Raw genomic sequence first — 20,872 nt, forward strand, 5'->3', positions numbered from 1 at the left:
GCCGTCAAGCCCGCCTTTCCGGTTGTCTCTACGGCCGGTACGGACTAATACAGACGGCTCCCTCTATTGCACTGCACAAAAGTATGACCACGCGCATCATTCCTGTCGATATATTCGATCTTGCGGTCTTCGGCGCGACCGGCGACCTCGCCCAGCGCAAGCTTCTGCCCGCGCTTTATCATCGCGACCAGGCCGGGCAGATCCCGCCAGGCGCCCGCATCATCGGCGTGTCGCGCCGCGCCATGAGCGATGCGGAATTCGCCGCCTTCGCCAAGGGGGCGCTCGAGGCACATATTCCGGAGAAGGAGCGCCAGGGCGGCGAAGTCGACGCCTTTCTCAAGCGTCTGTCCTATGTGACGCTCGATGCCACCCAGGATCAGGGCTGGGACGCGCTCGCCAAGGCCTTGAAGCCAGGCGAGGACCGCATCCGCGTCTTCTATCTCGCCACCTCGCCCGACCTCTTCGGACCGATCTGCGAAAGGCTCGGCAAGAACAAGCTGGTGACACCTAAGTCCCGCGTGGTGATCGAAAAGCCGCTGGGCAAGGACCTTGAATCGGCGCGCGCCGTCAATGACGCGATCGGCAAGGTGTTCCCGGAGAGCAGCGTCTATCGCATCGATCATTATCTCGGCAAGGAAACCGTCCAGAACCTCCTGGCGCTGCGCTTTGCCAATGCGCTCTTCGAGCCGGTCTGGAACAATGCCCATATCGATCACGTGCAGATCACCGTGGCGGAAACGCTGGGCGTCGAGGGCCGCGCCGGCTATTACGACACCGCCGGCGCGCTGCGCGATATGGTGCAGAATCATATGCTGCAGCTGCTCTGCCTCGTCGCCGTCGAACCGCCGACCTCGATCGAGGCCGATGCGCTACGCGACGAGAAGCTGAAAGTCCTGAAATCGCTGAAGCCGTTGATCGCCCATAACGGCGCCAACTTGACGGTGCGCGGCCAGTATCGCGCTGGGGCTTCGGCGGGTGGTGCTGTGCCGGGTTATCTCGACGAACTGGGCTCGCCCACCAGCAAGACCGAGACTTTCGTGGCGCTCAAGGCCGAGATCGGCAACTGGCGCTGGAATGGCGTGCCCTTCTATCTGCGCACCGGCAAGCGTCTGCCCGACCGCCTTTCCGAGATCGTCGTCACTTTCCGGCCCATTCCCTATTCGGTCTTCGATGATTCGGCCGGACCCATCGAGGCCAATCGCCTGGTCATCCGCCTGCAGCCCGATGAGGGGGTGAAGCTCTGGCTGATGATCAAGGATCCGGGCCCCGGCGGCATGCGCCTTCAGCATGTGCCCCTCGATATGAGCTTCGCGGAAGCCTTTGGCGTGCGCAATCCGGATGCCTATGAGCGCCTCATTCTCGATGTCGTGCGCGGCAACCAGACTCTGTTCATGCGCCGCGACGAAGTCGAGGCGGCCTGGAGCTGGATCGATCCCATCCTGGACGCCTGGGCCGAATCCGCGGATTTGCCCAAGCCTTATACGGCCGGAACCTGGGGTCCCGCCGCGGCGGTGGCGCTGATCGAGCGCGACGGCCGCACCTGGCATGAGGATGGTACGAATTGATTGCCGAGCGGAAGCTGTTCGAGAGCAAGAAGAAGCTGGCCATGGGCTTGGCCGGCGATGTGGCCGCCTGCCTGTCCAATGCCATCACCGATCGCGGCAAGGCGCTGCTGGCGGTCTCGGGCGGCACCACGCCGACCTTGTTCTTCAATTTCCTCGCTCGCGCCAAGATCGACTGGGCGCGCGTCACCATCACGCTCGTGGATGAGCGCTGCGTGCCGGAAAGCGATGAGCGCTCCAATGCCAGACTGGTGCGCCAGAACCTGCTCGAGGCCGAAGCGGCGGCCGCCACCTTCGTGCCGCTCTTCGGCAAGGGCCATGCCGACAGGCTCGGCCCCTTCGATGTGGTGACCCTCGGCATGGGGCTCGACGGCCATACCGCCTCTTTCTTCCCGGGCGGCGACAATCTGGCGGCGGCGCTGGAACTCGAAGGCACGAAGCGGATTGTGACCATGTCGGCGCCGAGTGTGCCTGAGAAACGCATGACGTTCACCTTGCCGGTGCTGCTCGACAGCGGCTTCATCGCCCTCCATATCGAAGGTGCCGAGAAGCAGAAGGTGCTCGCCACGGCGGAACTTCCCGGGCCTGTCCTCGACATGCCCATCCGCGCCGTGCTCAGGGCGCGCGAGCCTGTCATTTTATACTGGTGCCCCTGATCTGACCTGACCTGACGAGGAGATGTATCATGCCCGTCACCGAACGTATTTCCGCCGTCACCGAGAGGATCGTCGCGCGCAGTGAAACCTCGCGGCGGCGCTATCTCGATCGCATCGAGAAAGCGGCCAGCATGGCCCCCCGCCGCTCGAAGCTCGGCTGCGCCAATCTCGCTCACGGTTTCGCGGCCTGCGGCCCCAACGACAAAGCGATGCTGCGCGAGGGCGCCTGCGCCAATCTGGCGATCGTCACCGCCTATAACGACATGCTCTCGGCGCATCAGCCTTTCGAGCGTTTCCCCGACATCATCCGCGAGGCGGCGCGCGAGGCGGGTTCAACCGCGCAGGTCGCGGGCGGCGTGCCGGCTATGTGCGACGGCGTCACCCAGGGCGAGGCGGGCATGGAATTGTCCTTGTTCTCGCGCGATGTCATCGCGCTGTCGACCTCGGTGGCGCTCTCCCATCAGATGTTCGACGCCGCCGTCTATCTGGGGGTGTGCGACAAGATCGTACCGGGCCTCGTCATCGGCGCGTTGAGCTTCGGCCATCTGCCCTCGATCTTCATCCCGGCGGGCCCGATGACCTCGGGCCTTCCCAATGACGAGAAATCGCGCATCCGTCAGCTCCATGCCGAAGGCAAGGTCGACCGCGACGCGCTGCTCGAGGCGGAATGCCAGTCCTATCATGGTCCCGGCACCTGCACCTTCTACGGCACCGCCAATTCGAACCAGATGCTCATGGAGATCATGGGCCTGCATCTGCCGGGAACGACTTTCGTCAATCCCAATACGACCCTGCGCGACGCGATCACCCGCGCCTCGGCGAAGCGGGCTCTGGCGATCACCGCGTCCGGCAACGACTACACGCCGATCGGACGCATCGTCGACGAGCGCACGGTGGTGAACGGCGTGGTCGGTCTTCTGGCCACCGGCGGCTCCACCAACCACACGATCCATCTCATCGCCATGGCGGCGGCGGCGGGCATTCATCTCACCTGGGATGACATGGCCGAGCTCTCGGCCGCCGTGCCCCTGCTGACCCGCATCTATCCGAATGGCAAGGCGGATGTGAATCACTTCCATGCCGCGGGCGGCATGGGCTTCCTCATCCGCGAATTGCTGGGCGCCGGTCTCCTGCATCAGGATGTGAAGACGGTGTGGGGAACCGGCCTCGACGGCTATCTGGTCGAGCCGCGCCTCAAGGGTGATGGTCTCGCCTGGACCGAAGCGGCCGAAAAGAGCGGCGACCGGGCGATCCTGCGCGGCTGCGACGAGCCTTTCGACCGGACGGGGGGCATCGCTTTGCTCGAGGGCGATCTCGGCCGCGCCGTCATCAAGAGTTCCGCCGTGCCGAAGGACCGCCATGTGATCGAGGCACCGGCGCGTGTCTTTCATTCGCAGGAGCAGTTGCAGAAGGCCTTCAAGGCGGGCGAGCTCACCGGCGATCTCGTGGCCGTGATCCGCTTCCAGGGCCCCAGAGCCAATGGCATGCCCGAACTGCACAAGCTGATGCCACCCTTGGGCGTGCTTCAGGATCGCGGCTTCCGCGTCGCGCTGGTGACCGACGGGCGCATGTCGGGCGCCTCCGGCAAGGTGCCGGCGGCCATCCATGTGACGCCGGAGGCTGCCGATGGCGGCGCCATCGCCAAGATCTGCGATGGCGACATGATCCGCCTCGACGCGGTTCAGGGCCTCCTCGAAGTGCTGGTCGATGCGGACGAATGGGCGGCGCGCGGATGCGCCACCGCCGATCTCTCCGGCAATGATTTCGGCGTCGGGCGCGAGCTCTTTTTGCCCTTCAGGGCGCAGGTCAACCGCGCCGATGAAGGCGCCACAATATTCAGAGTGCAGTGATGAGCGAACGCCAAGCAGGTCTCGAGGCGATACTGAAGCAGGCGCCCGTCGTTCCGGTGCTGGTGATCGATGATGTGGCTGAGGCCGTGCCGCTGGCCCGGGCCCTGGTCACGGGCGGCCTGCCGGTGCTCGAGATCACCTTGCGCACCAAGGCGGCGCCCGATTGCATCCGCGCCATCCGCGCCGAGGTGAAAGACGCCATCGTCGGCTCGGGCACGGTGCTCGATGCGGAAGGCTTGAGGCTCAGCGAGGAACTGGGCTGCGCCTTCGCCGTGTCGCCGGGTGCCACAGCGACGCTGCTCGATGCCGCGAAACAGAGCCGCACACCCTTGCTGCCGGCCGCGCGCTCGCCCAGCGAGACGATGCTTCTCCTCGAGCGTGGCTATCGCCTGCAGAAATTCTTCCCCGCCGAGCAGTCGGGCGGGGCGGCCTATCTCGGCGCACTCGCCTCGCCTTTGCCGCAGGTCCGCTTCTGCCCCACCGGCGGCATCACCGCCGAGATCGCGCCTTCCTATCTGAAGCTCGCCAATGTCATCACCGTTGGCGGCTCATGGATGGCGCCGAAGGCGCTGCTGGCGGCCAGGGACTGGGCCGGGATCACGAAGCTCGCGGCCGCCGCCGCCCAATTGAAAGGCTAGTTGCGCCCATAAGCAGGGCAAACTACCATCGCCCTTCGTGAGGAGTGATAATGTCTGTAGCGATCCTGCCATTAGTGAAATCGGGGCACAATGCTTCGCCCCGCAATGAGGGCATGCCGCTCGCCCTCGATGTGATCGACGACATCCGTCTGAATTTCCCGGCCGCCGAGCGCCGCATTGCCGCTCTTCCCGGCCGCCGGTCGGTGAAGAAGGACGCTCAGGCCGCCTGGCTGCTCAAGGCCGTCACCTGCATCGACCTCACCACCTTGTCCGGCGACGACACGGCGGCGCGCGTCGAGAGGCTCTGCGCCAAAGCGCGAAGCCCGGTGCGTCCCGATATCCTCGCAGCACTCGGCATGGCCGACCGCCGGATCACCACCGGCGCCGTCTGCGTCTATCACCGTTTCGTCGCCACCGCCGTCGCGGCGCTGAAAGGAAGCGAGATTCCGGTCGCCGCGGTCTCGACCGGCTTTCCGGCCGGCCTCGTGCCGCATGACGTGAAGCTGCGCGAGATCGAGGCTTCGGTCGCCGATGGCGCGCGCGAGATCGACATCGTCATCACGCGCGAGCATGCGCTCACCCAGAACTGGCGGGCGCTGTATGACGAGATGCGTGATTTCCGCGCCGCCTGCGGCGATGCCCATGTCAAGGCGATCCTGGCGACCGGCGATCTCAAGACCCTGCGCAATGTCGCCAAGGCGGCGATGGTTTGCATGATGGCGGGCGCCGATTTCATCAAGACCTCGACCGGCAAGGAGACGGTGAACGCGACCTTGCTCGTCACCCTGGCCATGCTGCGCATGATCCGCGCCTATCAGTCGCTCACCGGCTTCAAGGTCGGTTTCAAGCCGGCGGGCGGCATCTCCGCCGCCAAGGACATCCTCAATTACCAGATCCTCATGAAGGAGGAACTCGGCCGCGAATGGCTCGAGCCCGATCTCTTCCGCATCGGCGCGTCGTCATTGCTCGCCGATATCGAGCGCCAGCTCGAGCATCATGTCACCGGCCGGTATTCGGCCTTCAACCGCCATCCGGCCGGGTAGAGTATGAGCGTCGCGCATTATTTCGACACGATGGACTATGGTCCAGCACCCGAGAGCGATGTGGAAGCGCGCGCTTGGCTCGCCAAGCACGACAAGGGCTTCCGCCATTTCATCGGCGGTGAGTGGATCAACGGTAAAAGCCATTTCGATACGCTGGAGCCGGCTACGGCCAAGGTGCTGGCGAAGCTGTCGCAAGGCTCGAGCCATGATGTCGATGCGGCGGTGAAGGCGGCGCGCAAGGCGCAAAGTGGCTGGGCGAAACTCGGCGGCCATGGCCGCGCCCGCTATCTCTATGCGCTGGCGCGTCTCATCCAGCGCCATGCCCGTCTCTTCGCGGTGATCGAAAGCCTCGACAATGGCAAGACGATCCGCGAGACGCGCGATCTCGACGTGCCGCTGGCGGCGCGCCATTTCTACCATCATGCCGGCTGGGCGCAGCTGCAGGAGACGGAATTCGCCGACTATCAGCCGGTCGGCGTCGTGGGCCAGATCATTCCCTGGAACTTTCCTTTCCTGATGCTTGCCTGGAAAGTGGCGCCGGCTCTGGCGCTCGGCAATACGGTGGTCCTGAAACCTGCAGAATTCACCTCGCTTTCGGCATTGCTGTTCGCCGAGCTCGCCGACCAGGCGGGCCTGCCCAAGGGTGTTCTGAACATCGTGACCGGCGACGGCGAGACCGGCGCGGCCCTCGTCAAGCACAAGGATGTCGACAAGGTCGCCTTCACCGGCTCGACCGAGGTCGGCCGTCTCATCCGCAAGGAGACCGCCGGCACGGCCAAGTCGCTCACCTTGGAGCTGGGCGGCAAGTCGCCTTACATCGTCTTCGACGATGCCGATATCGACGGCGCCATCGAGGGACTGGTCGACGCCATCTGGTTCAATCAGGGCCAGGTCTGCTGCGCCGGATCACGCCTGCTGGTGCAGGAAGGCATTGCCGAGACCTTCATCGCCCGCCTCAAGGCGCGCATGGCGAAGCTGCGCGTCGGTCCTCCGCTCGACAAGGCGATGGATATGGGCGCCATCGTCGATAAGGTGCAGCTCGAGCGCATAGAAAGACTCGTGAAGCAGGGTGTCGCCGAAGGTGCGCACTGCCATCAGTCCGCGGATACGGTGTCCGACAAAGGGTTCTTCTACCCGCCGACCTTGCTCACCAATGTCCATCCGGCCTCCACCGTGGCCAGCGAAGAGATATTCGGCCCGGTTCTGGTTTCGATGACCTTCCGCACGCCGGACGAGGCGGTGATGCTCGCCAACAACACGCGTTATGGCCTGGCGGCGAGTGTGTGGAGCGAGACGATCGGCCTCGCCCTCGACATCGCGCCCAAATTGCAGGCGGGCGTGGTCTGGGTGAATTCCACCAATCTCTTCGACGCCAGCGCCGGTTTCGGCGGCTATCGCGAATCGGGTTTCGGCCGCGAGGGCGGCCGCGAAGGTGTTTATGAGTATCTCAAGCTTAAGGCGTGGGCGAAGCGCAAGCCACGCGCTGCGGCGAAGCCGCTGCCTGCGGCGAAAGCCAGGGCCGATGCCGACCTGCCGACGATCGACCGTACCGCCAAACTCTTCATCGGTGGCAAGCAAGCGCGGCCGGATGGCAATTATTCGCGGCGGGTGCTTTCACCCAAGGGCGACATTCTGGGCGAAGTGGGCGAGGGCAACCGTAAGGACATCCGCAATGCGGTAGCGGCCGCCCGAGGCGCCGAAGCCTGGTCCAAGGCGACGGCCCATAACCGCGCGCAGATTCTCTATTACATCGCCGAAAACCTGAGCGGGAGGCGCGCCGAATTCGCGGGTCGCATCGCCGCGATGACGGGAGCCCGCACCGCCGCGGCGCTGGCCGAGGTCGATGCCGCCATCAGACGGCTTTTCACCTATGGCGCCTGGGCCGACAAGTTCGAGGGCGACATCCACACGCCGCCCCTGCGCGGCCTCGCTCTGGCGCTGAAGGAGCCGATCGGCGTCGCAGGCGTCGTCTGTCCGGATGAAGCGCCGCTTCTCGGTTTCGTCAGCCTAGTGGCGCCGCTCATCGCCATGGGCAACCGCGTCGTCGCCGTGCCGAGCGAGCGCCATCCGCTCGCCGCCACCGATTTCTATTCGGTGCTCGAGACCTCGGACGTGCCGGCGGGTGTCGTCAATATCGTCACCGGCGATCGCCTGAGCCTCAGCAGGACGCTCGCCGAGCATGACGATGTCGATGCCCTCTGGGTCTTCGGCTCGGACAAGGCCTCGGTCGAGGCCGAGCGGCTCTCGGCCGCCAATCTCAAACGCACTTTGGTCGATCATGGCCTCATGACCGACTGGTTCGATCCGGCGCAAGGCGAGGGGCCGGTCTTCCTGCGTCACGCGACGCAAGTGAAGAATGTCTGGATACCCTATGGCGAGTAACGCAGTGATCCGGAAAATTGGATGCCGGATGCGCAAGCCAAAATGACAACGCGGGAAATCTCATGCTGAAATCGATCGATCCGGCGCTCAATGCCGATGTCCTCTATGCGCTGCGCGCCATGGGCCATGGTGATGACGTCATCATCTGCGACACGAATTTTCCGGCCGACTCGGTGGCGCGCCAGACGGTGCTGGGCAAGCTGCTGCGCATCGACAACGTGACGGCGGCGCGCGCCGCCCGCGCCGTGCTCTCTGTCATGCCGCTCGACAGCTTCGTCGAGCATCCGGCGCTCAGGATGGAGATCGTCGGCAAGCCGAACGACGTCCCGCCGGTCCAGGCCGAGGTGCAGGCGGAGATCGACCTTGCCGAGGGGCGCTCCTGGCCGATGGGCTCGATCGAGCGCTTCGCCTTCTATGACCTGGCGCGCAAGGCCTATTGCGTCATCGTCACCGGCGAGCGCCGCTTCTATGGCTGCTTCGCCTTCAAGAAGGGCGTCATCGCGCCCGATCAGGCGTGACATTAAAGTCTCGTCAAGAGTGCACAAACTCCTGGCACAATCGGGTAAGCCTGACTAACTGATTGCCATGCCATCACGCCAGAAACTGATCTTCGCCATCGTCGTTCTCCTCATCGCCATGGTGACGGGGGCCGGCGCCTTGTGGCTTACCCGCGTTGGCCCGGGCGGTAGCGGCGAGGCGTTGATCGGCGGGCCTTTCGCTTTGACCGATCAGAACGGCAAGCGGGTCACCGATCAGGACTTCCGCGGCAAATACATGCTGATCTTCTTCGGCTTCACCTATTGTCCGGATGTATGTCCGAGCGAGCTGCAGGTGATGACGGCAGCCCTCGATCAGCTGGGGCCCGCGGGCGACAAGATTCAGCCGGTCTTCATCACCATCGACCCGGAGCGCGACACGCCCGATGCGATGAAACTCTATGTGGCGAATTTCCACCCCCGTATGGTGGGCCTCACCGGCTCGCCCGACGATATAGCGGCGGTGGCCAAGGCCTATCGCGTCTATTACGCCAAGGCCAAGGCGTCCGAGGGTGCGGCCCCCGGCGACTATCTCATGGACCACTCGACCATCCTCTATCTCATGGGTCCGGACGGCAGATTCGTGAAACATTTCACCTATGGCACCGACGTCAAGACGCTGACCGACGGCTTGCGAGGGGTTGTTCAATAGGCGCTTCCCCAAAGGAAATTTCATTAACATCAATGTGATATCGTCTATTTCGCGCGCCTGTCGGCTGCCCGCTTTTTGCATGGCTATTGGATATTGGTCGGGTTGCCCGGCGCAGCGAGCCTTGTTAACGTGCCTGTAATGTTGCGGCGCACCCTTACCCTCAAGGAAAATGGGAATTGCTCTACTATCTTTATGAGATGAATCACGCCGCCATCGCGCCTTGGCGGGCGGCGGCGGATACCGCGAATTTCTTCTGGAAGAACCCGGGCAATCCTTTCGCACAGACCTATATGGGCCGCTCCATGGCGGCCTCGCTCGATCTTTTCGAGCGCGTCACAAGACGCTACGGCAAGCCCTCTTTCGGCATCGATTACACGGTCGTGGCCGGCGATGAAGTCCCGGTCGTCGAAGAGCGCGTTTTCGACAAGACCTTCTGCTCGCTCATTCATTTTTCCAAGAGCTGGGCCGACGAGAAAACGAAGGTCGCGCAGCCCAAGCTCCTCATCGTGGCGCCGATGTCGGGCCATTATGCGACGCTGCTGCGCGGCACCGTCGAGGCGATGCTGCCGCATGCCGATGTCTATATCACCGACTGGGTCGACGCTCGCCAGGTTCCCCTGAGCAGCGGCGCTTTCGATCTCGACGATTACATCGACTACGTCATCGAGATGCTGCAGTTCCTGGGGCCCGACACGCATGTCATGGGGGTGTGCCAGCCCTCCGTGCCGGTGCTCGCGGCGATCGCGCTGATGGCGAAGCGGCAGGACCCCAATCAGCCGAAGTCCATGATACTGATGGGCGGCCCGATCGACACGCGCCGCAACCCCACCGTCGTCAACCGCCTTGCGGTGGCGCGCGGCGTCGACTGGTTCCGCAAGAATGCCGTGGTGAAGGTGCCCTTCCCGCATCCGGGCGCGCTGCGCGATGTCTATCCGGGCTTCCTGCAACTCACCGGATTCATGACCATGAATCTCGATCGCCACATGAACGCCCATCGCGAATTGTTCTGGCACCTGATCGAGGGCGATGGCGATGCGGCCGACAAGCACACGGATTTCTACGACGAATATCTCTCGGTGATGGACCTCACGGCCGAGTTTTATCTGCAGACGGTCGAGAAGGTCTTCGTCAATCACGAGCTGCCGCGCGGTATTTTCCGCCATCGCGGCGAGTTGGTGGATCCTGCGGCGATCACCAGAACGGCGCTGATGACCATCGAAGGCGAGCGCGACGATATTTCGGGTGTCGGCCAGACCGAGGCGGCGCATGATCTCTGTTCGTCCCTGGCGTCGGAGAAGAAGCTGCATCTCCTGCAGCGCGGCGTCGGCCATTATGGTGTGTTCAACGGCTCGCGCTTCCGCGCCGATGCCGTGCCGCGTATCGTCGACTTCATCCATAAGCAGGCGTGAGCCGGATGCTCGAAGGAGATCACGATCACTCCAAGTCGAATCGACCTGAAGTGATGAACGTGATCGCATTCTTGCATTGGCGCGCGATCGGACAGAAAACCGGTGCCCACTTTTCTTGATCGCGCGTTGGGATTGGCGAGGCGATCGAAGCCGATCGAGCCGGCGAAGCAACCGAAACCGATCGAGCCGGCGCTTCTCGCCATTGATGGCAGATCGATCTCCGTCACATTCAGGCGCCATGCCAAGGCCCGCCGCCTGGTCTTGCGGCTGTCGCGCGACCGCTCCGGCGTCATCGTCACCTTGCCGCCCCGTGTCGGGCGCAAGGAAGCGCTCGATTTCGCCCAGCGATCGTCCAATTGGATTGCCGAGCGACTCGCCGCGGAACCCGCGGCCCGGCCCGTCGTTGCGGGCTCGACGATCCTGCTGCGCGGCGAAGAGCACCGGATCGTGCAGTCCGGAAGCCGCCGCGGCACGGTAAACCTGCAGGACGATGCCATCCTGGTGGCGGGCGATGCGGCCCATCTCGAACGCCGTCTCGTCGATTGGCTGAAGGTAGAAGCGCGCCACGACCTGGTTCGGGCAAGCGAAGCCTATGCCATGGCCATGGGCGTGAAGTTCCACCGTCTCACGGTGCGCGATCAGAAGAGCCGCTGGGGCTCATGTTCCTCCGACGGCACGCTGTCCTATTCCTGGCGGCTGGTGCTGGCGCCGCCCTTCGTCCTCGATTATGTGGCCGCCCACGAAGTGGCGCATCTCAAGCACATGAATCACGGGCGTCAGTATTGGCGGCTGGTGCTCACGCATTGTCCGCATGCGGCGCGCGCCAAGACCTGGCTTAAGCAGCACGGCGCCCGTTTGCACGCCTATGCGGCGGGGCCGTGAAGTTTCATATATTCGCCCGCCAGTAATGGCGTAATGTTTCGCCCGAGTGATGACATGAGGAGAACCGGCATGAAAGCGGGAAGAGTCCGCCTGTTCCGCTCTCGGCGGAGGCTCATAGGTCTCGTCGCTTTAGCGCTGGCTTTGCCTGCGGCACCCTTGGAAATGCGGCTTGTCGATGTCTCGCTCGCCGACGCTGCGGTGCGGGGCCCGGCGGTCGAGCTCGTCGGGTCTGCCAGTGCGGCTCCCGCCGCGCTGATCGGCCGCTGGATTGCCGAGTCGATCCGCAATCGCGGCGTCATCGACAATGTGCAGACGGTGATCGACATCACCGCCGATGGAAAAGTAACCGGAAGCGGCGGCTGCAACCGCATCAGCGGCGGAGCGACGGTGAGCGAGGCTCGGATCAGCTTCAGCCCGATGATTTCGACCAAAATGACCTGCGCGCCGGCAATTCTTGATCAAGAGAGCGAATTCCTGTTGGCGCTCGGTGATGCGCGCCTATGGCGCATCGATGAGCAGCGCGACAAGCTCATCCTCGTCGATGCGAAAGGCGTCACCATCCTGCGTCTGCTCAGGATGTGAGGCGCGCCTCGGCCGATGCTCTATTTGCTGTTGCCGCGTTCGCGCAGCCTTTGCGCTGAATTTCCGCTGTCTTCGTTCCGGCGCTGGCGTGGCGTGTACTCGTCGTCGGACGAACTGCCGAACAGGCTCTCGAAGAAGCCGCGCCTCTGCCGCGGCCGCGGCAGATATTCCTGGTCGTCGCCGGCATTCTGATAGGTCTCCGAATAGGAGGCCATGGCGCCGGACCCGTCGCCATAGGGATTGTTGTCGCCCGGCAACGGCAGATTGGAGAGTCCGGCATGGGCCTGCTCCATCACATCCTTCCAGATCGCGGCCGGGATCGATCCGCCGGTCATTTTCTTGGTAGGCGAGTTGTCGTCATTTCCGGCCCAGACGCCGGCGATGTAATGCGCCGTATAGCCGACGAACCAGGCGTCGCGGTAATCCTGGCTGGTGCCGGTCTTGCCGGCGATCTCGTAGTCGCTGAACTGGGCGCTGCGTCCGGTGCCGTCGGTGATCACCGCGCGCATCATCCGGTTCATGGAGCCGAGATCGTAAGCGGAGACGACCTGGCCAAGCCCATCGCCCGAGCGCTCGTAGAGGAGGGCGCCGTCGCGCGTCGTGATGCGTGAGACGATATAGGGCTGCACCGGGGCGCCGCCATTGGCGAAGGGCGTGAAGGCGGAGACGAGCTCGAGCAGGGTAACTTCCGACGTGCCGAGCGCGATCGAGGCATTGTCGGCGAGGTCGGAGGTGATGCCGAGGCGATGCGCGGTGGCGATGACGGCGGCGGGCGACACGTTGAAGGCGAGCTTGGCCGCGATCGTGTTCAGCGAGAGCGCCAGCGCCTTGGTCAGGGTGACCGGGCCCATATACTGGCGCTTGTAGTTTTCCGGCTCCCAATCGCCGATACGCACCGGTTCGTCGACCTCGACCGAATCGGGACCATAGCCCTGTTCGATCGCCGCCAGATAGACGAATGGCTTGAAGGCCGAGCCGGGCTGGCGCTTCGCCTTGGTCACGCGGTTGAACTGGCTTTTGACATAGGACTTGCCGCCGACCATCGAAATGATGGCGCCCGTTGGATCGAGCATCACGAAGGAGGCCTGCGAGACGTTGAATTTTGGCCCGTCCTGATTGAGCCGCTTGCGCAGCGAGCGTTCGGCGAGCGCCTGGATGTCCGGATTGATCGTCGTCTGGATGACGATCGACTGATCGTAGTTGCGCACCAGTTGTGGCAGAATTTCGCCGACATAATCGACGATATATTGCGTCGCGGGCACGTAGTCGGAAGCCTTCACCGTGGCCGGCGCGGTAAGCGCCATCTGTGCGTCGCCCGCCTCGATGAAGCCGGCATCGACCATGTCGTTCAGCACTTCATTCGCGCGCTTGTTGGCGGCCTCGGGGTTGGTGATCGGATTGTAAGTGGTGGGCGCCTTCAGCACGGCCGCCAGTATGGCGGCCTCGGCGATCGTCACCTCGCGCGCCGATTTGCCGAAATATTTCTGCGCCGCTTTCTCGATGCCGGTGGCGCCGGCGCCGAAATAGACGCGGTTCATGTAGAGCTGCAGGATCTCGTCCTTGCTGAATTGCGTCTCGAGCCAGATGGCGAGCACAGCTTCCTGCGCCTTGCGGCCCATGGTCCTGTCGGGTTTCAGAAACAGATTCTTGGCGAGCTGCTGGGTGAGCGTCGAGCCGCCCTGAACCACGCGTCCGGCGCGCAGATTTTCGACCATGGCGCGGATCAGGCCGATGGGGTCGACGCCGAAATGCGAGCGGAAGCGGCGGTCCTCGATGGCGATGATCGCCTGCGGCACATAGGCCGGCAGATCGGCGATTCGCACATCGTCACCGAAGAAGGCACCGCGTTCGGCGAGAACCGAGCCATCGGCCGCCAGCACCATGATGCCGGGCTCGCGAGCCGGGATCTGGAACAGGCCCTTCTGGTCGAGCGTCAGCCACAGATAGCCGAAGCCGGCGGCGCCGGCGAAGATGCCCCAGAAGACGAGGGTGAGGAAAAGGCTGACGAAGCGGAAGCCGGAGCGGCGCTTGCGCCGCGGCACGCGGCCATGCGGAACCTGCCTGCCGCCACCACTACTGCTACTCTGGCGGCCGCCGAAAAGCGACGGTTCCCGGCGCTCCTGCCGCTGGCCGCGCTTCCCACCCCTGCCGTTGCTTCCCATTACCGAGCGTTGCCCTAAGTGATCCGAACCGGCAGCTTCGCCGAGCCGGCTTAAGCTCGTCTAAATGCCGCGTCCCGGCAGAAATGACGTTCAATCATGTCGTCATGATGGCTTGATTTTTGCTGATTTCCTGCTCGATCACGATCTGTTTGGGGCGAATCGATCCAAACCCACAAACGTGATCGATTCTTATTATTTCAGCTCGGGGGCTGCAAAAAACGGCACCCACTTTCTCGCATTCCGCGCTGATCGTTGCGGTGACTTTCGGCGCGTGTCAAGATTGGGGCGGGGCGCGATACCGAGGCCGACTTATGGTAAAGACAGAGGCCGAATCCAGGGAGATCGCCTACGCGCTCGAACGCCTTTCACGGCTCATGCGCGGCGGCGAATTCGGCGAGGGGCTCAATCCCGCCCAGTGGGAGGCCTTGCGCTTCCTGGCCCGCGCCAACCGCTTCTCCAATTCGCCGGGGGCTCTGACACGCTATCTCGGCGCCACCAAAGGCACGATCTCGCAGACGGTGAAGGCACTCGAGCGCAAGAAGCTCATCGTCAAGTCGGAGCGGCCGGGCGAGAAGCGTTCGATCGTGCTCGAGCTGACCGAGGCCGGCCACGCGATGATGGCGAAGGACCCATGGATGGCGCTGGCCGCGGCGTGCGGAGAGCTCGGCGGCAAGACGCGCCGGCGCATGGACAAGGGGCTTGCCGAATTGCTGGCGGGCGAGACCGCCCGCCGCCAGAGCCCGTCCTTCGGCGCCTGCGACTCTTGCCGCTTCTGGCGCGAGCAGGGCCGCGGCGACGATGCGCTGGGCCCGCATCTGTGCATGCTGTTCGATTTGCCGATCAGCACCACCGAAGTGGCGCAGATCTGCATCGCGCACGAGCCCGCGAATTAGCGCCTGCTGGGGAAAAGTGGATACCACGTCAGACCGAACCGGTCTGACGTGGTCGTGATCTAGGCACTCATCGCCGGCGCCGAGGCGCGCACATCGTCGCCGACATACTCCTCGAACCTGGCGAAATTCTTGATGAACATCTGCACCAGCCGGTGCGCCTGCGCGTCATAGGCCGCTTTGTCGGTCCAGGTGTCGCGCGGGCTGAGCAGCTTCGCATCGACGCCCGCGACGGCGAGCGGCACTTCGAAACCGAAATGCGCGTCCTTGCGCATCGCCGCCTTATCGAGCGTGCCCGACAGCGCCGCATCGAGAAGCGCGCGGGTGACCGCAATCGGCATGCGCTGGCCCTGGCCGTAAGCGCCGCCGGTCCAGCCGGTATTGACCAACCAGCATTGCGCCTTATGACGTGCGATGAGTTCGCGCAGCAGCGCGCCATAGACACTCGGATGGCGCGGCAGGAATGGGGCGCCAAAGCAGGACGAGAAGGTGGCCTGCGGCTCGACGACGCCGCGTTCGGTGCCGGCGACCTTTGCCGTATAGCCGGAGAGGAAGTGATACATCGCCTGTGACGGCGTGAGCCTGGCGATCGGCGGCATGACTCCGAAGGCGTCGGCGGTCAGCATCACGATCGTCTGTGGAATGGGCGCGCGTCCGCTCGCGCTGGCATTGGGAATGTAAGGCAAGGGATAGGCCGCGCGCGTATTTTCGGTGAGCGAGCCGTCGTCGAGATCGAGCCGGCGGGTCGCCTCGTCCATCACGACATTCTCGAGCACCGTGCCCCAGCGCTGCGTGGTGGCGTAGATATCGGGCTCGGCCTTCTGCGACAGGCGGATCACCTTGGCATAGCAGCCGCCCTCGAAATTGAAGATGCCGTCATTCGACCAGCCATGCTCGTCGTCGCCGACCAGCGTGCGTGCGGGATCGGCGGAAAGCGTCGTCTTGCCGGTGCCGGAAAGACCGAAGAACACGGCACTGCGGTCCTGGGCGTCGACATTGGCCGAGCAATGCATCGGCATCACGCCCTTGTCGGGCAGCAGATAGTTGAGCGCGGTGAAGACGGACTTCTTCATCTCGCCGGCATATTGCGTGCCGCCGATGAGGACGAGACCTTGCGTCAGGTCGCAGGCGATGACCGTTTCGCTGCGCACGCCATGGCGCTTCGGATCGGCCTTGAAGCTCGGCAGGTCGATGATCGTTAGTTGCGGAACGAAGCCGTCGAGGTCCTGCGTCTCGGGGCGGATCAGAAGATGGCGGATGAACAGCGCATGCCAGGCATATTCGCACACCACGCGCACCGAGAGGCGATGGGCCGGATCGGCGCCGCCATGGAGATCCTGCACATAGAGGTGCTTGTCCTTGGCGTGCGCCAGGAAGTCCTGCTTGAGCGTGGCGAAATGCTCGGGCGAGATGGCTTTGTTGTTGTCCCACCAGATCGTCTTTTCGGTGGTCTTGTCGCGCAGGATGAATTTGTCGTTGGGCGACCGGCCGGTATGGGCGCCGGTCGAGACGACCAGAGCGCCACCATCGGCGACGCGTCCCTCGCCCCGGCGCAGCGCCTCTTCATAGAGCTGGGCGGCGCCGGAGTTGAAAGCGACGGAGCGCGGCTCCTTCACGATAAGAGAGATATTCGCGTTAAATCGGCCCGTATGATGCACACAATCCTCCCACAGATTATCGCCGGAATGGCTTAGCCGGGAGGGAGTATAACAGCAAACGAGCCGGAAAGATGGTATTAAATCACAGTTTTTGCGGTATCGAACCTCATTTCACTGATGTATTCACATCAGGAATTTCTGGCTTTGTGGGCTAGAGTGACGAAGGCTTTCCTGAGCCCGTCCGCGCCTGTCACCGGTTCCTCGAAGTCGAGCCTGAGGACCTTGTCGGCGAGACAGAGATGGGCGCCGTCGGGGTCGATGCCGGTGATTCGCCACTTCCCCGGCTCTGCCGCCAGGAGCTTCGTCGCATAGAGCTCGATCGAATCGGCGTGATCCTCGTTCATATGGGCGATGGCGCCGGGGACACCAGCCATGACTGCCGCCCCTGTACTTTCTGGCAGGAAGACCTCATCGGGTTCCATCGTCTCGATGCGCCCGAAGCCCGCTACAGCGTGAATTTTCGTCGGAACCAGCCGCCAGAAGGAGAAATCCGGGAAATCGAGGTAGAATCGGGCCGCCGGATGCTGCGCGGCATAGCGTTCCGCGACCTCCGCCGCAGGAACCGGCTGAAAAGCGCCCATGATGGTGACCCGCTGCCCCGTCAGGGCGTCGCCCGCGGCCGGTATTTCGCTCGCCATGAGGCTGCCTGTAGGGTCGGCCAGGATATTGCGGGTATGCCAGGCCAGTTTCGAGATGAAGATGATGGGGTAGCCGCAACCGTCGGTCGCGATATTGGCGAGTGAGATATAAGGTCCCGAAGGGTCAAGATTGCTGGTTCCAAGTGCTGCCGTTCGGGCTCGTCGCAGCAGCTGACGGGCCTCGGTTCCAGTGAAGCTGCGCCGCGCAGGAGTTGTCATTGAGAGATGATTTCCCTAATAGAAGGGCCTTGGGCTGGGAACGGCGCGCCATACTTTACGCTAGTTCCGTGGCTAGAGCCGCAATAGTGTTAACCACAGACGTATAGGGCCACATGCCGACGATCGCTCTTGTCGATGACGACCGCAACATTCTGACCTCCGTCGGGATCACTCTGGAGGCCGAAGGCTATCAGGTCCAGAAATATTCCGACGGCGCCGCCGCCCTGCAAGGCCTGCAGGACACGCCGCCCGACATGGCGATCTTCGACATCAAGATGCCGCGCATGGATGGCATGGAGCTTCTGCGCCGCATTCGCCAGAAATCCGATCTGCCGATCATCTTCCTCACCTCCAAGGACGACGAGATCGATGAGCTTTTCGGCCTCAAGATGGGCGCCGACGATTTCATCAAGAAGCCGTTCTCGCAGCGCCTTCTGGTCGAGCGCGTGAAAGCCGTGCTGCGCCGCGCCACCCCGCGCGACGGTACGGTGCAGCCGCAGGAAGCTGCCAAGACCATTGACCGTGGCAAACTCTCGATGGATCCCGATCGTCATTCCTGCACTTGGGACGCGAAGCCGGTGACCCTGACGGTGACCGAGTTCCTCATCCTGCAGTCCCTCGCCCAGCGTCCCGGCATCGTCAAGAGCCGCGATGCGCTCATGGACGCGGCCTATGACGATCAGGTTTATGTCGATGACCGCACCATCGACAGCCACATCAAGCGGCTGCGCAAGAAATTCAAACTCGTCGACGATGATTTCGATGGCATCGAGACGCTCTATGGCGTCGGCTATCGATTCAAGGAGGCGTGACCGATAGGCTGGGCACGGCATGGTTACGGGCGTCGAAACACCCGATCGGATCGAGGTCGATGACACTGCCGCATCCGAAGCGGTCGTCGAGCGTGATCGGGGCCTGGCCTGGTGGATACACCGCCTGGCGCCGGCGAGCCTTACCAGCCGCATCGTCCTTCTCAATATCGCCGGCCTGATCGTCCTCGTTCTCGGCATCCTCTATTTCAATCAGTTCCGACAGGGCCTGATCGACGCCCGCGTGCAGAGCCTGATGCCGCAGGCGAATATCATCGCCGCCGCGGTGGCGGGCTCGGCAACGGTCGACACGGGCTCGATCGTCATCGATCCCGATGCGCTGATGAATTCGCAGGACGACACCGCCGCCGACGCGGAGCAGTTGCGCGATCTCGATTTCCCGATCAACCCCGAGAATGCCGGACCCATTCTGCGCCGCCTTCTCGCCGCGACCTCGATCCGCGCCCGCATCATCGATCCCGACGGCAACCTGGTCGTCGACAGCCGCTATCTCTATGGCCGGGGCGAGATCACCCAGCGCGAGTTGCCGCCTTTCGACGCCAAGCCGGACACCATCTGGATGCGCTTGTGGAAGCGCCTCAACGACTGGCTGTTCACCAACGACTATCCGCATCAGAAAGATTACGGCGTCGACAACGGCAAGGAGTTCCCGGAGATCCTCGCCGCGCTTAACGGCGCCTCGGTGTCGATCGTGCGCGTCAACGACCAGAATGAGATCATCGTCTCGGTCGCGGTGCCGATCCAGCGCTTCCGCGCCGTGCTGGGCGCGCTCGTGCTCTCGACCTCGGGCGGCGAGATCGACAATGTTCTCCTGGCCGAGCGCAAGATCGTGCTGTTCACCTTTGGCTTCGTGGCCCTCGTCACCATCCTGCTCTCGGTGTTTCTCGCCGGCACCATCGCCGAGCCCATCCGGCGGCTGGCGGGTGCCGCCGAGCGGGTGCGCCGCGGTGTCAACAAGCGTGTCGAGATTCCCGACTTCACGCAACGGCGCGACGAGATCGGTCATCTGTCGGGTGCGCTGCGCGACATGACGACGGCGCTCTACAACCGTATCGAGGCGATCGAGGCCTTTGCCGCCGACGTCTCGCATGAACTCAAGAACCCGTTGACTTCCCTCCGCAGCGCCGTCGAGACGCTGCCTTTCGCCAAGACCGACGAGCAGCGCACCCGCCTCATCGAGGTGGTGAAGGACGATGTGCGCCGGCTCGATCGCCTCATCACGGATATTTCCGGCGCCTCCAGGCTTGACGCCGAGCTGGCACGCTCCGAGGCCCAGCCCATCAATGTCGCCGAGGTGCTCGACACGCTGGTGTCCTTCGCCAACGAGACGCGCAAGGATAATCAGGCGGCGATCACGCTCGACGTGCAGCCGCCCCCCGCGGCGATCCCGCGCGACCGGGCCTTCGTCATTCTTGGCCACGACACCAGGCTCGGCCAGGTCGTGCGCAATCTCATCGACAATGCGCGCTCCTTCGCGCCGCCGAGCTCGACGGTCAGGGTGCGCGTGCGGCGCCTGCAATATTACATCGAGTTCCGCGTCGAGGATGAAGGTCCGGGCATTCCGCCCGAAAACCTCGAGCGCATCTTCGAACGCTTCTATACCGATCGTCCGGAAGGCTCCTTCGGGAAGAATTCGGGCCTCGGACTTTCGATCTCGCGCCAGATCGTCGAGGCGCATAAGGGGCGCATCTGGGCCGAGAACCGCTACGGCAAGGCGCCTTCAGGCGGCGAGCGCCCGATCCTTGGCGCCCGTTTCATCGTCCGCATTCCCGCCATTCCGCAGGACTGGGTCGCCCCCGATGCCTGATGCCGTCACGATCCACGCCAGCTGCGTGGCGCTTGGCGATGCGGGCATATTGATCGAGGGGCCTCCGGGGTCGGGCAAGTCGGATCTGCTGTTGCGCCTCCTCGATGAGCCGGGCTACGGTCTCGGCAATCTCGAATTGCGCGGCCGGCTCGTCTCCGACGATCAGACCATCATCGAGAAGCGGGGAACCGCTCTGTTCGCCACGAGCCCGAAGCCGATCGCCGGCCTTTTGGAGATCAGGGGGCAGGGCGTCGTGAAGGTGACCCACTTGCCGGAAGTGAAGCTTGCTCTTGCGGTAAAGCTCTTGCCGGCGGCTGAAATCGAGCGGATGCCCGAACCGGCCTTCCGCCACATCGCCGGCATCGCGTTGCGCGAGATCGGGATCGACCCCCGCAAGGCCTCGGCCCCGGCGCGCATCCGCGCCGCTCTGACGGCGGTGCCTCATTCGTGAAGTGCGGCAAATTCCGCAGGCCCGA

Annotated in this window: 18 protein-coding genes; 15 read left to right on the top strand and 3 right to left on the bottom strand. The window is 63.8% G+C overall.

Translation table 11 applies throughout. From position 1 onward, the window contains the following. The first annotated feature begins 83 nt into the window (after positions 1 to 83). The 11 genes from zwf to G5V57_RS13610 all read left to right on the top strand — a co-directional run bounded on the left by zwf (position 84) and on the right by G5V57_RS13610 (position 12,192). Positions 84 to 1,565: a glucose-6-phosphate dehydrogenase gene (zwf, locus tag G5V57_RS13560; RefSeq protein WP_165168013.1), complete on the top strand. Its 1,482-nt coding sequence runs from the start codon at positions 84 to 86 to the stop codon at positions 1,563 to 1,565. Continuing rightward, positions 1,562 to 2,218: a 6-phosphogluconolactonase gene (pgl, locus tag G5V57_RS13565; protein WP_165168014.1), complete on the top strand. Its 657-nt coding sequence runs from the start codon at positions 1,562 to 1,564 to the stop codon at positions 2,216 to 2,218. Before zwf ends, pgl begins: the two co-directional genes overlap by 4 nt. 29 nt (positions 2,219 to 2,247) lie before the next feature. Then, entirely contained in the window at positions 2,248 to 4,068 is a 1,821-nt protein-coding gene (gene edd / locus G5V57_RS13570) for a phosphogluconate dehydratase (protein WP_165168015.1), read from the top strand. Next, on the top strand, positions 4,068 to 4,706 hold the full coding sequence (gene eda, locus G5V57_RS13575) for a bifunctional 4-hydroxy-2-oxoglutarate aldolase/2-dehydro-3-deoxy-phosphogluconate aldolase (protein WP_165168016.1): 639 nt from the start codon (positions 4,068 to 4,070) through the stop codon (positions 4,704 to 4,706). Before edd ends, eda begins: the two co-directional genes overlap by 1 nt. A 50-nt stretch (positions 4,707 to 4,756) precedes the next feature. Continuing rightward, positions 4,757 to 5,749 (top strand): deoxyribose-phosphate aldolase, encoded by a 993-nt coding sequence (gene deoC / locus G5V57_RS13580; RefSeq protein ID WP_165168017.1) that lies wholly within the window; start codon positions 4,757 to 4,759, stop codon positions 5,747 to 5,749. Between the two features lie 3 nt (positions 5,750 to 5,752). Beyond that, positions 5,753 to 8,131, top strand: a complete 2,379-nt coding sequence (locus tag G5V57_RS13585) for an aldehyde dehydrogenase family protein (protein WP_165168018.1) — start codon at positions 5,753 to 5,755, stop codon at positions 8,129 to 8,131. 62 nt (positions 8,132 to 8,193) lie between these two features. Next, positions 8,194 to 8,649, top strand: coding sequence for an RbsD/FucU family protein (locus G5V57_RS13590; protein WP_165168019.1), 456 nt, complete (start codon positions 8,194 to 8,196; stop codon positions 8,647 to 8,649). Between the two features lie 67 nt (positions 8,650 to 8,716). Beyond that, entirely contained in the window at positions 8,717 to 9,319 is a 603-nt protein-coding gene (locus G5V57_RS13595; RefSeq protein ID WP_165168020.1) for an SCO family protein, read from the top strand. A 176-nt stretch (positions 9,320 to 9,495) separates the two neighbouring features. Further along, on the top strand, positions 9,496 to 10,728 hold the full coding sequence (locus tag G5V57_RS13600; protein WP_165168021.1) for a polyhydroxyalkanoate depolymerase: 1,233 nt from the start codon (positions 9,496 to 9,498) through the stop codon (positions 10,726 to 10,728). Between the two features lie 102 nt (positions 10,729 to 10,830). After that, on the top strand, positions 10,831 to 11,610 hold the full coding sequence (locus G5V57_RS13605; RefSeq protein ID WP_246737619.1) for a M48 family metallopeptidase: 780 nt from the start codon (positions 10,831 to 10,833) through the stop codon (positions 11,608 to 11,610). Between the two features lie 69 nt (positions 11,611 to 11,679). After that, positions 11,680 to 12,192 carry an META domain-containing protein gene (locus G5V57_RS13610; protein ID WP_165168022.1) on the top strand — a complete coding sequence of 171 codons (513 nt, stop codon included), beginning with the start codon at positions 11,680 to 11,682 and terminating at the stop codon, positions 12,190 to 12,192. Positions 12,193 to 12,212: 20 nt separating this feature from the next. On the opposite strand, the gene G5V57_RS13615 is transcribed toward G5V57_RS13610, so the two are convergent. After that, complete coding sequence (locus G5V57_RS13615) at positions 12,213 to 14,354, bottom strand: transglycosylase domain-containing protein (RefSeq protein ID WP_165168023.1); 2,142 nt, start codon at positions 14,352 to 14,354, stop codon at positions 12,213 to 12,215. A 311-nt stretch (positions 14,355 to 14,665) separates the two neighbouring features. On the opposite strand from G5V57_RS13615, the gene G5V57_RS13620 reads away from it, so the two are divergent. Next, positions 14,666 to 15,247, top strand: coding sequence for a MarR family winged helix-turn-helix transcriptional regulator (locus G5V57_RS13620; RefSeq protein ID WP_165168024.1), 582 nt, complete (start codon positions 14,666 to 14,668; stop codon positions 15,245 to 15,247). A 59-nt stretch (positions 15,248 to 15,306) separates the two neighbouring features. Here G5V57_RS13620 and G5V57_RS13625 read toward each other — a convergent pair whose 3' ends face one another. Both G5V57_RS13625 and G5V57_RS13630 read right to left on the bottom strand, forming a co-directional pair. Further along, positions 15,307 to 16,902: a phosphoenolpyruvate carboxykinase gene (locus tag G5V57_RS13625; protein ID WP_165168025.1), complete on the bottom strand. Its 1,596-nt coding sequence runs from the start codon at positions 16,900 to 16,902 to the stop codon at positions 15,307 to 15,309. Positions 16,903 to 17,030: 128 nt separating this feature from the next. Then, positions 17,031 to 17,759 (bottom strand): HugZ family protein, encoded by a 729-nt coding sequence (locus G5V57_RS13630; protein WP_165168026.1) that lies wholly within the window; start codon positions 17,757 to 17,759, stop codon positions 17,031 to 17,033. 113 nt (positions 17,760 to 17,872) lie between these two features. On the opposite strand from G5V57_RS13630, the gene G5V57_RS13635 reads away from it, so the two are divergent. From G5V57_RS13635 to G5V57_RS13645, 3 genes are read left to right on the top strand one after another with little or no spacing between them, the layout of a single operon-like run. Beyond that, complete coding sequence (locus G5V57_RS13635; protein ID WP_165168027.1) at positions 17,873 to 18,571, top strand: response regulator transcription factor; 699 nt, start codon at positions 17,873 to 17,875, stop codon at positions 18,569 to 18,571. A gap of 19 nt (positions 18,572 to 18,590) precedes the next feature. After that, positions 18,591 to 20,396 carry a sensor histidine kinase gene (locus G5V57_RS13640; protein WP_165168028.1) on the top strand — a complete coding sequence of 602 codons (1,806 nt, stop codon included), beginning with the start codon at positions 18,591 to 18,593 and terminating at the stop codon, positions 20,394 to 20,396. Further along, positions 20,389 to 20,847: an HPr kinase/phosphorylase gene (locus G5V57_RS13645; protein ID WP_165168029.1), complete on the top strand. Its 459-nt coding sequence runs from the start codon at positions 20,389 to 20,391 to the stop codon at positions 20,845 to 20,847. Before G5V57_RS13640 ends, G5V57_RS13645 begins: the two co-directional genes overlap by 8 nt. Positions 20,848 to 20,872: the final 25 nt, after the last annotated feature.

It is taken from the genome of Nordella sp. HKS 07 (genome assembly GCF_011046735.1).
Lineage (GTDB): Bacteria > Pseudomonadota > Alphaproteobacteria > Rhizobiales > Aestuariivirgaceae > Taklimakanibacter.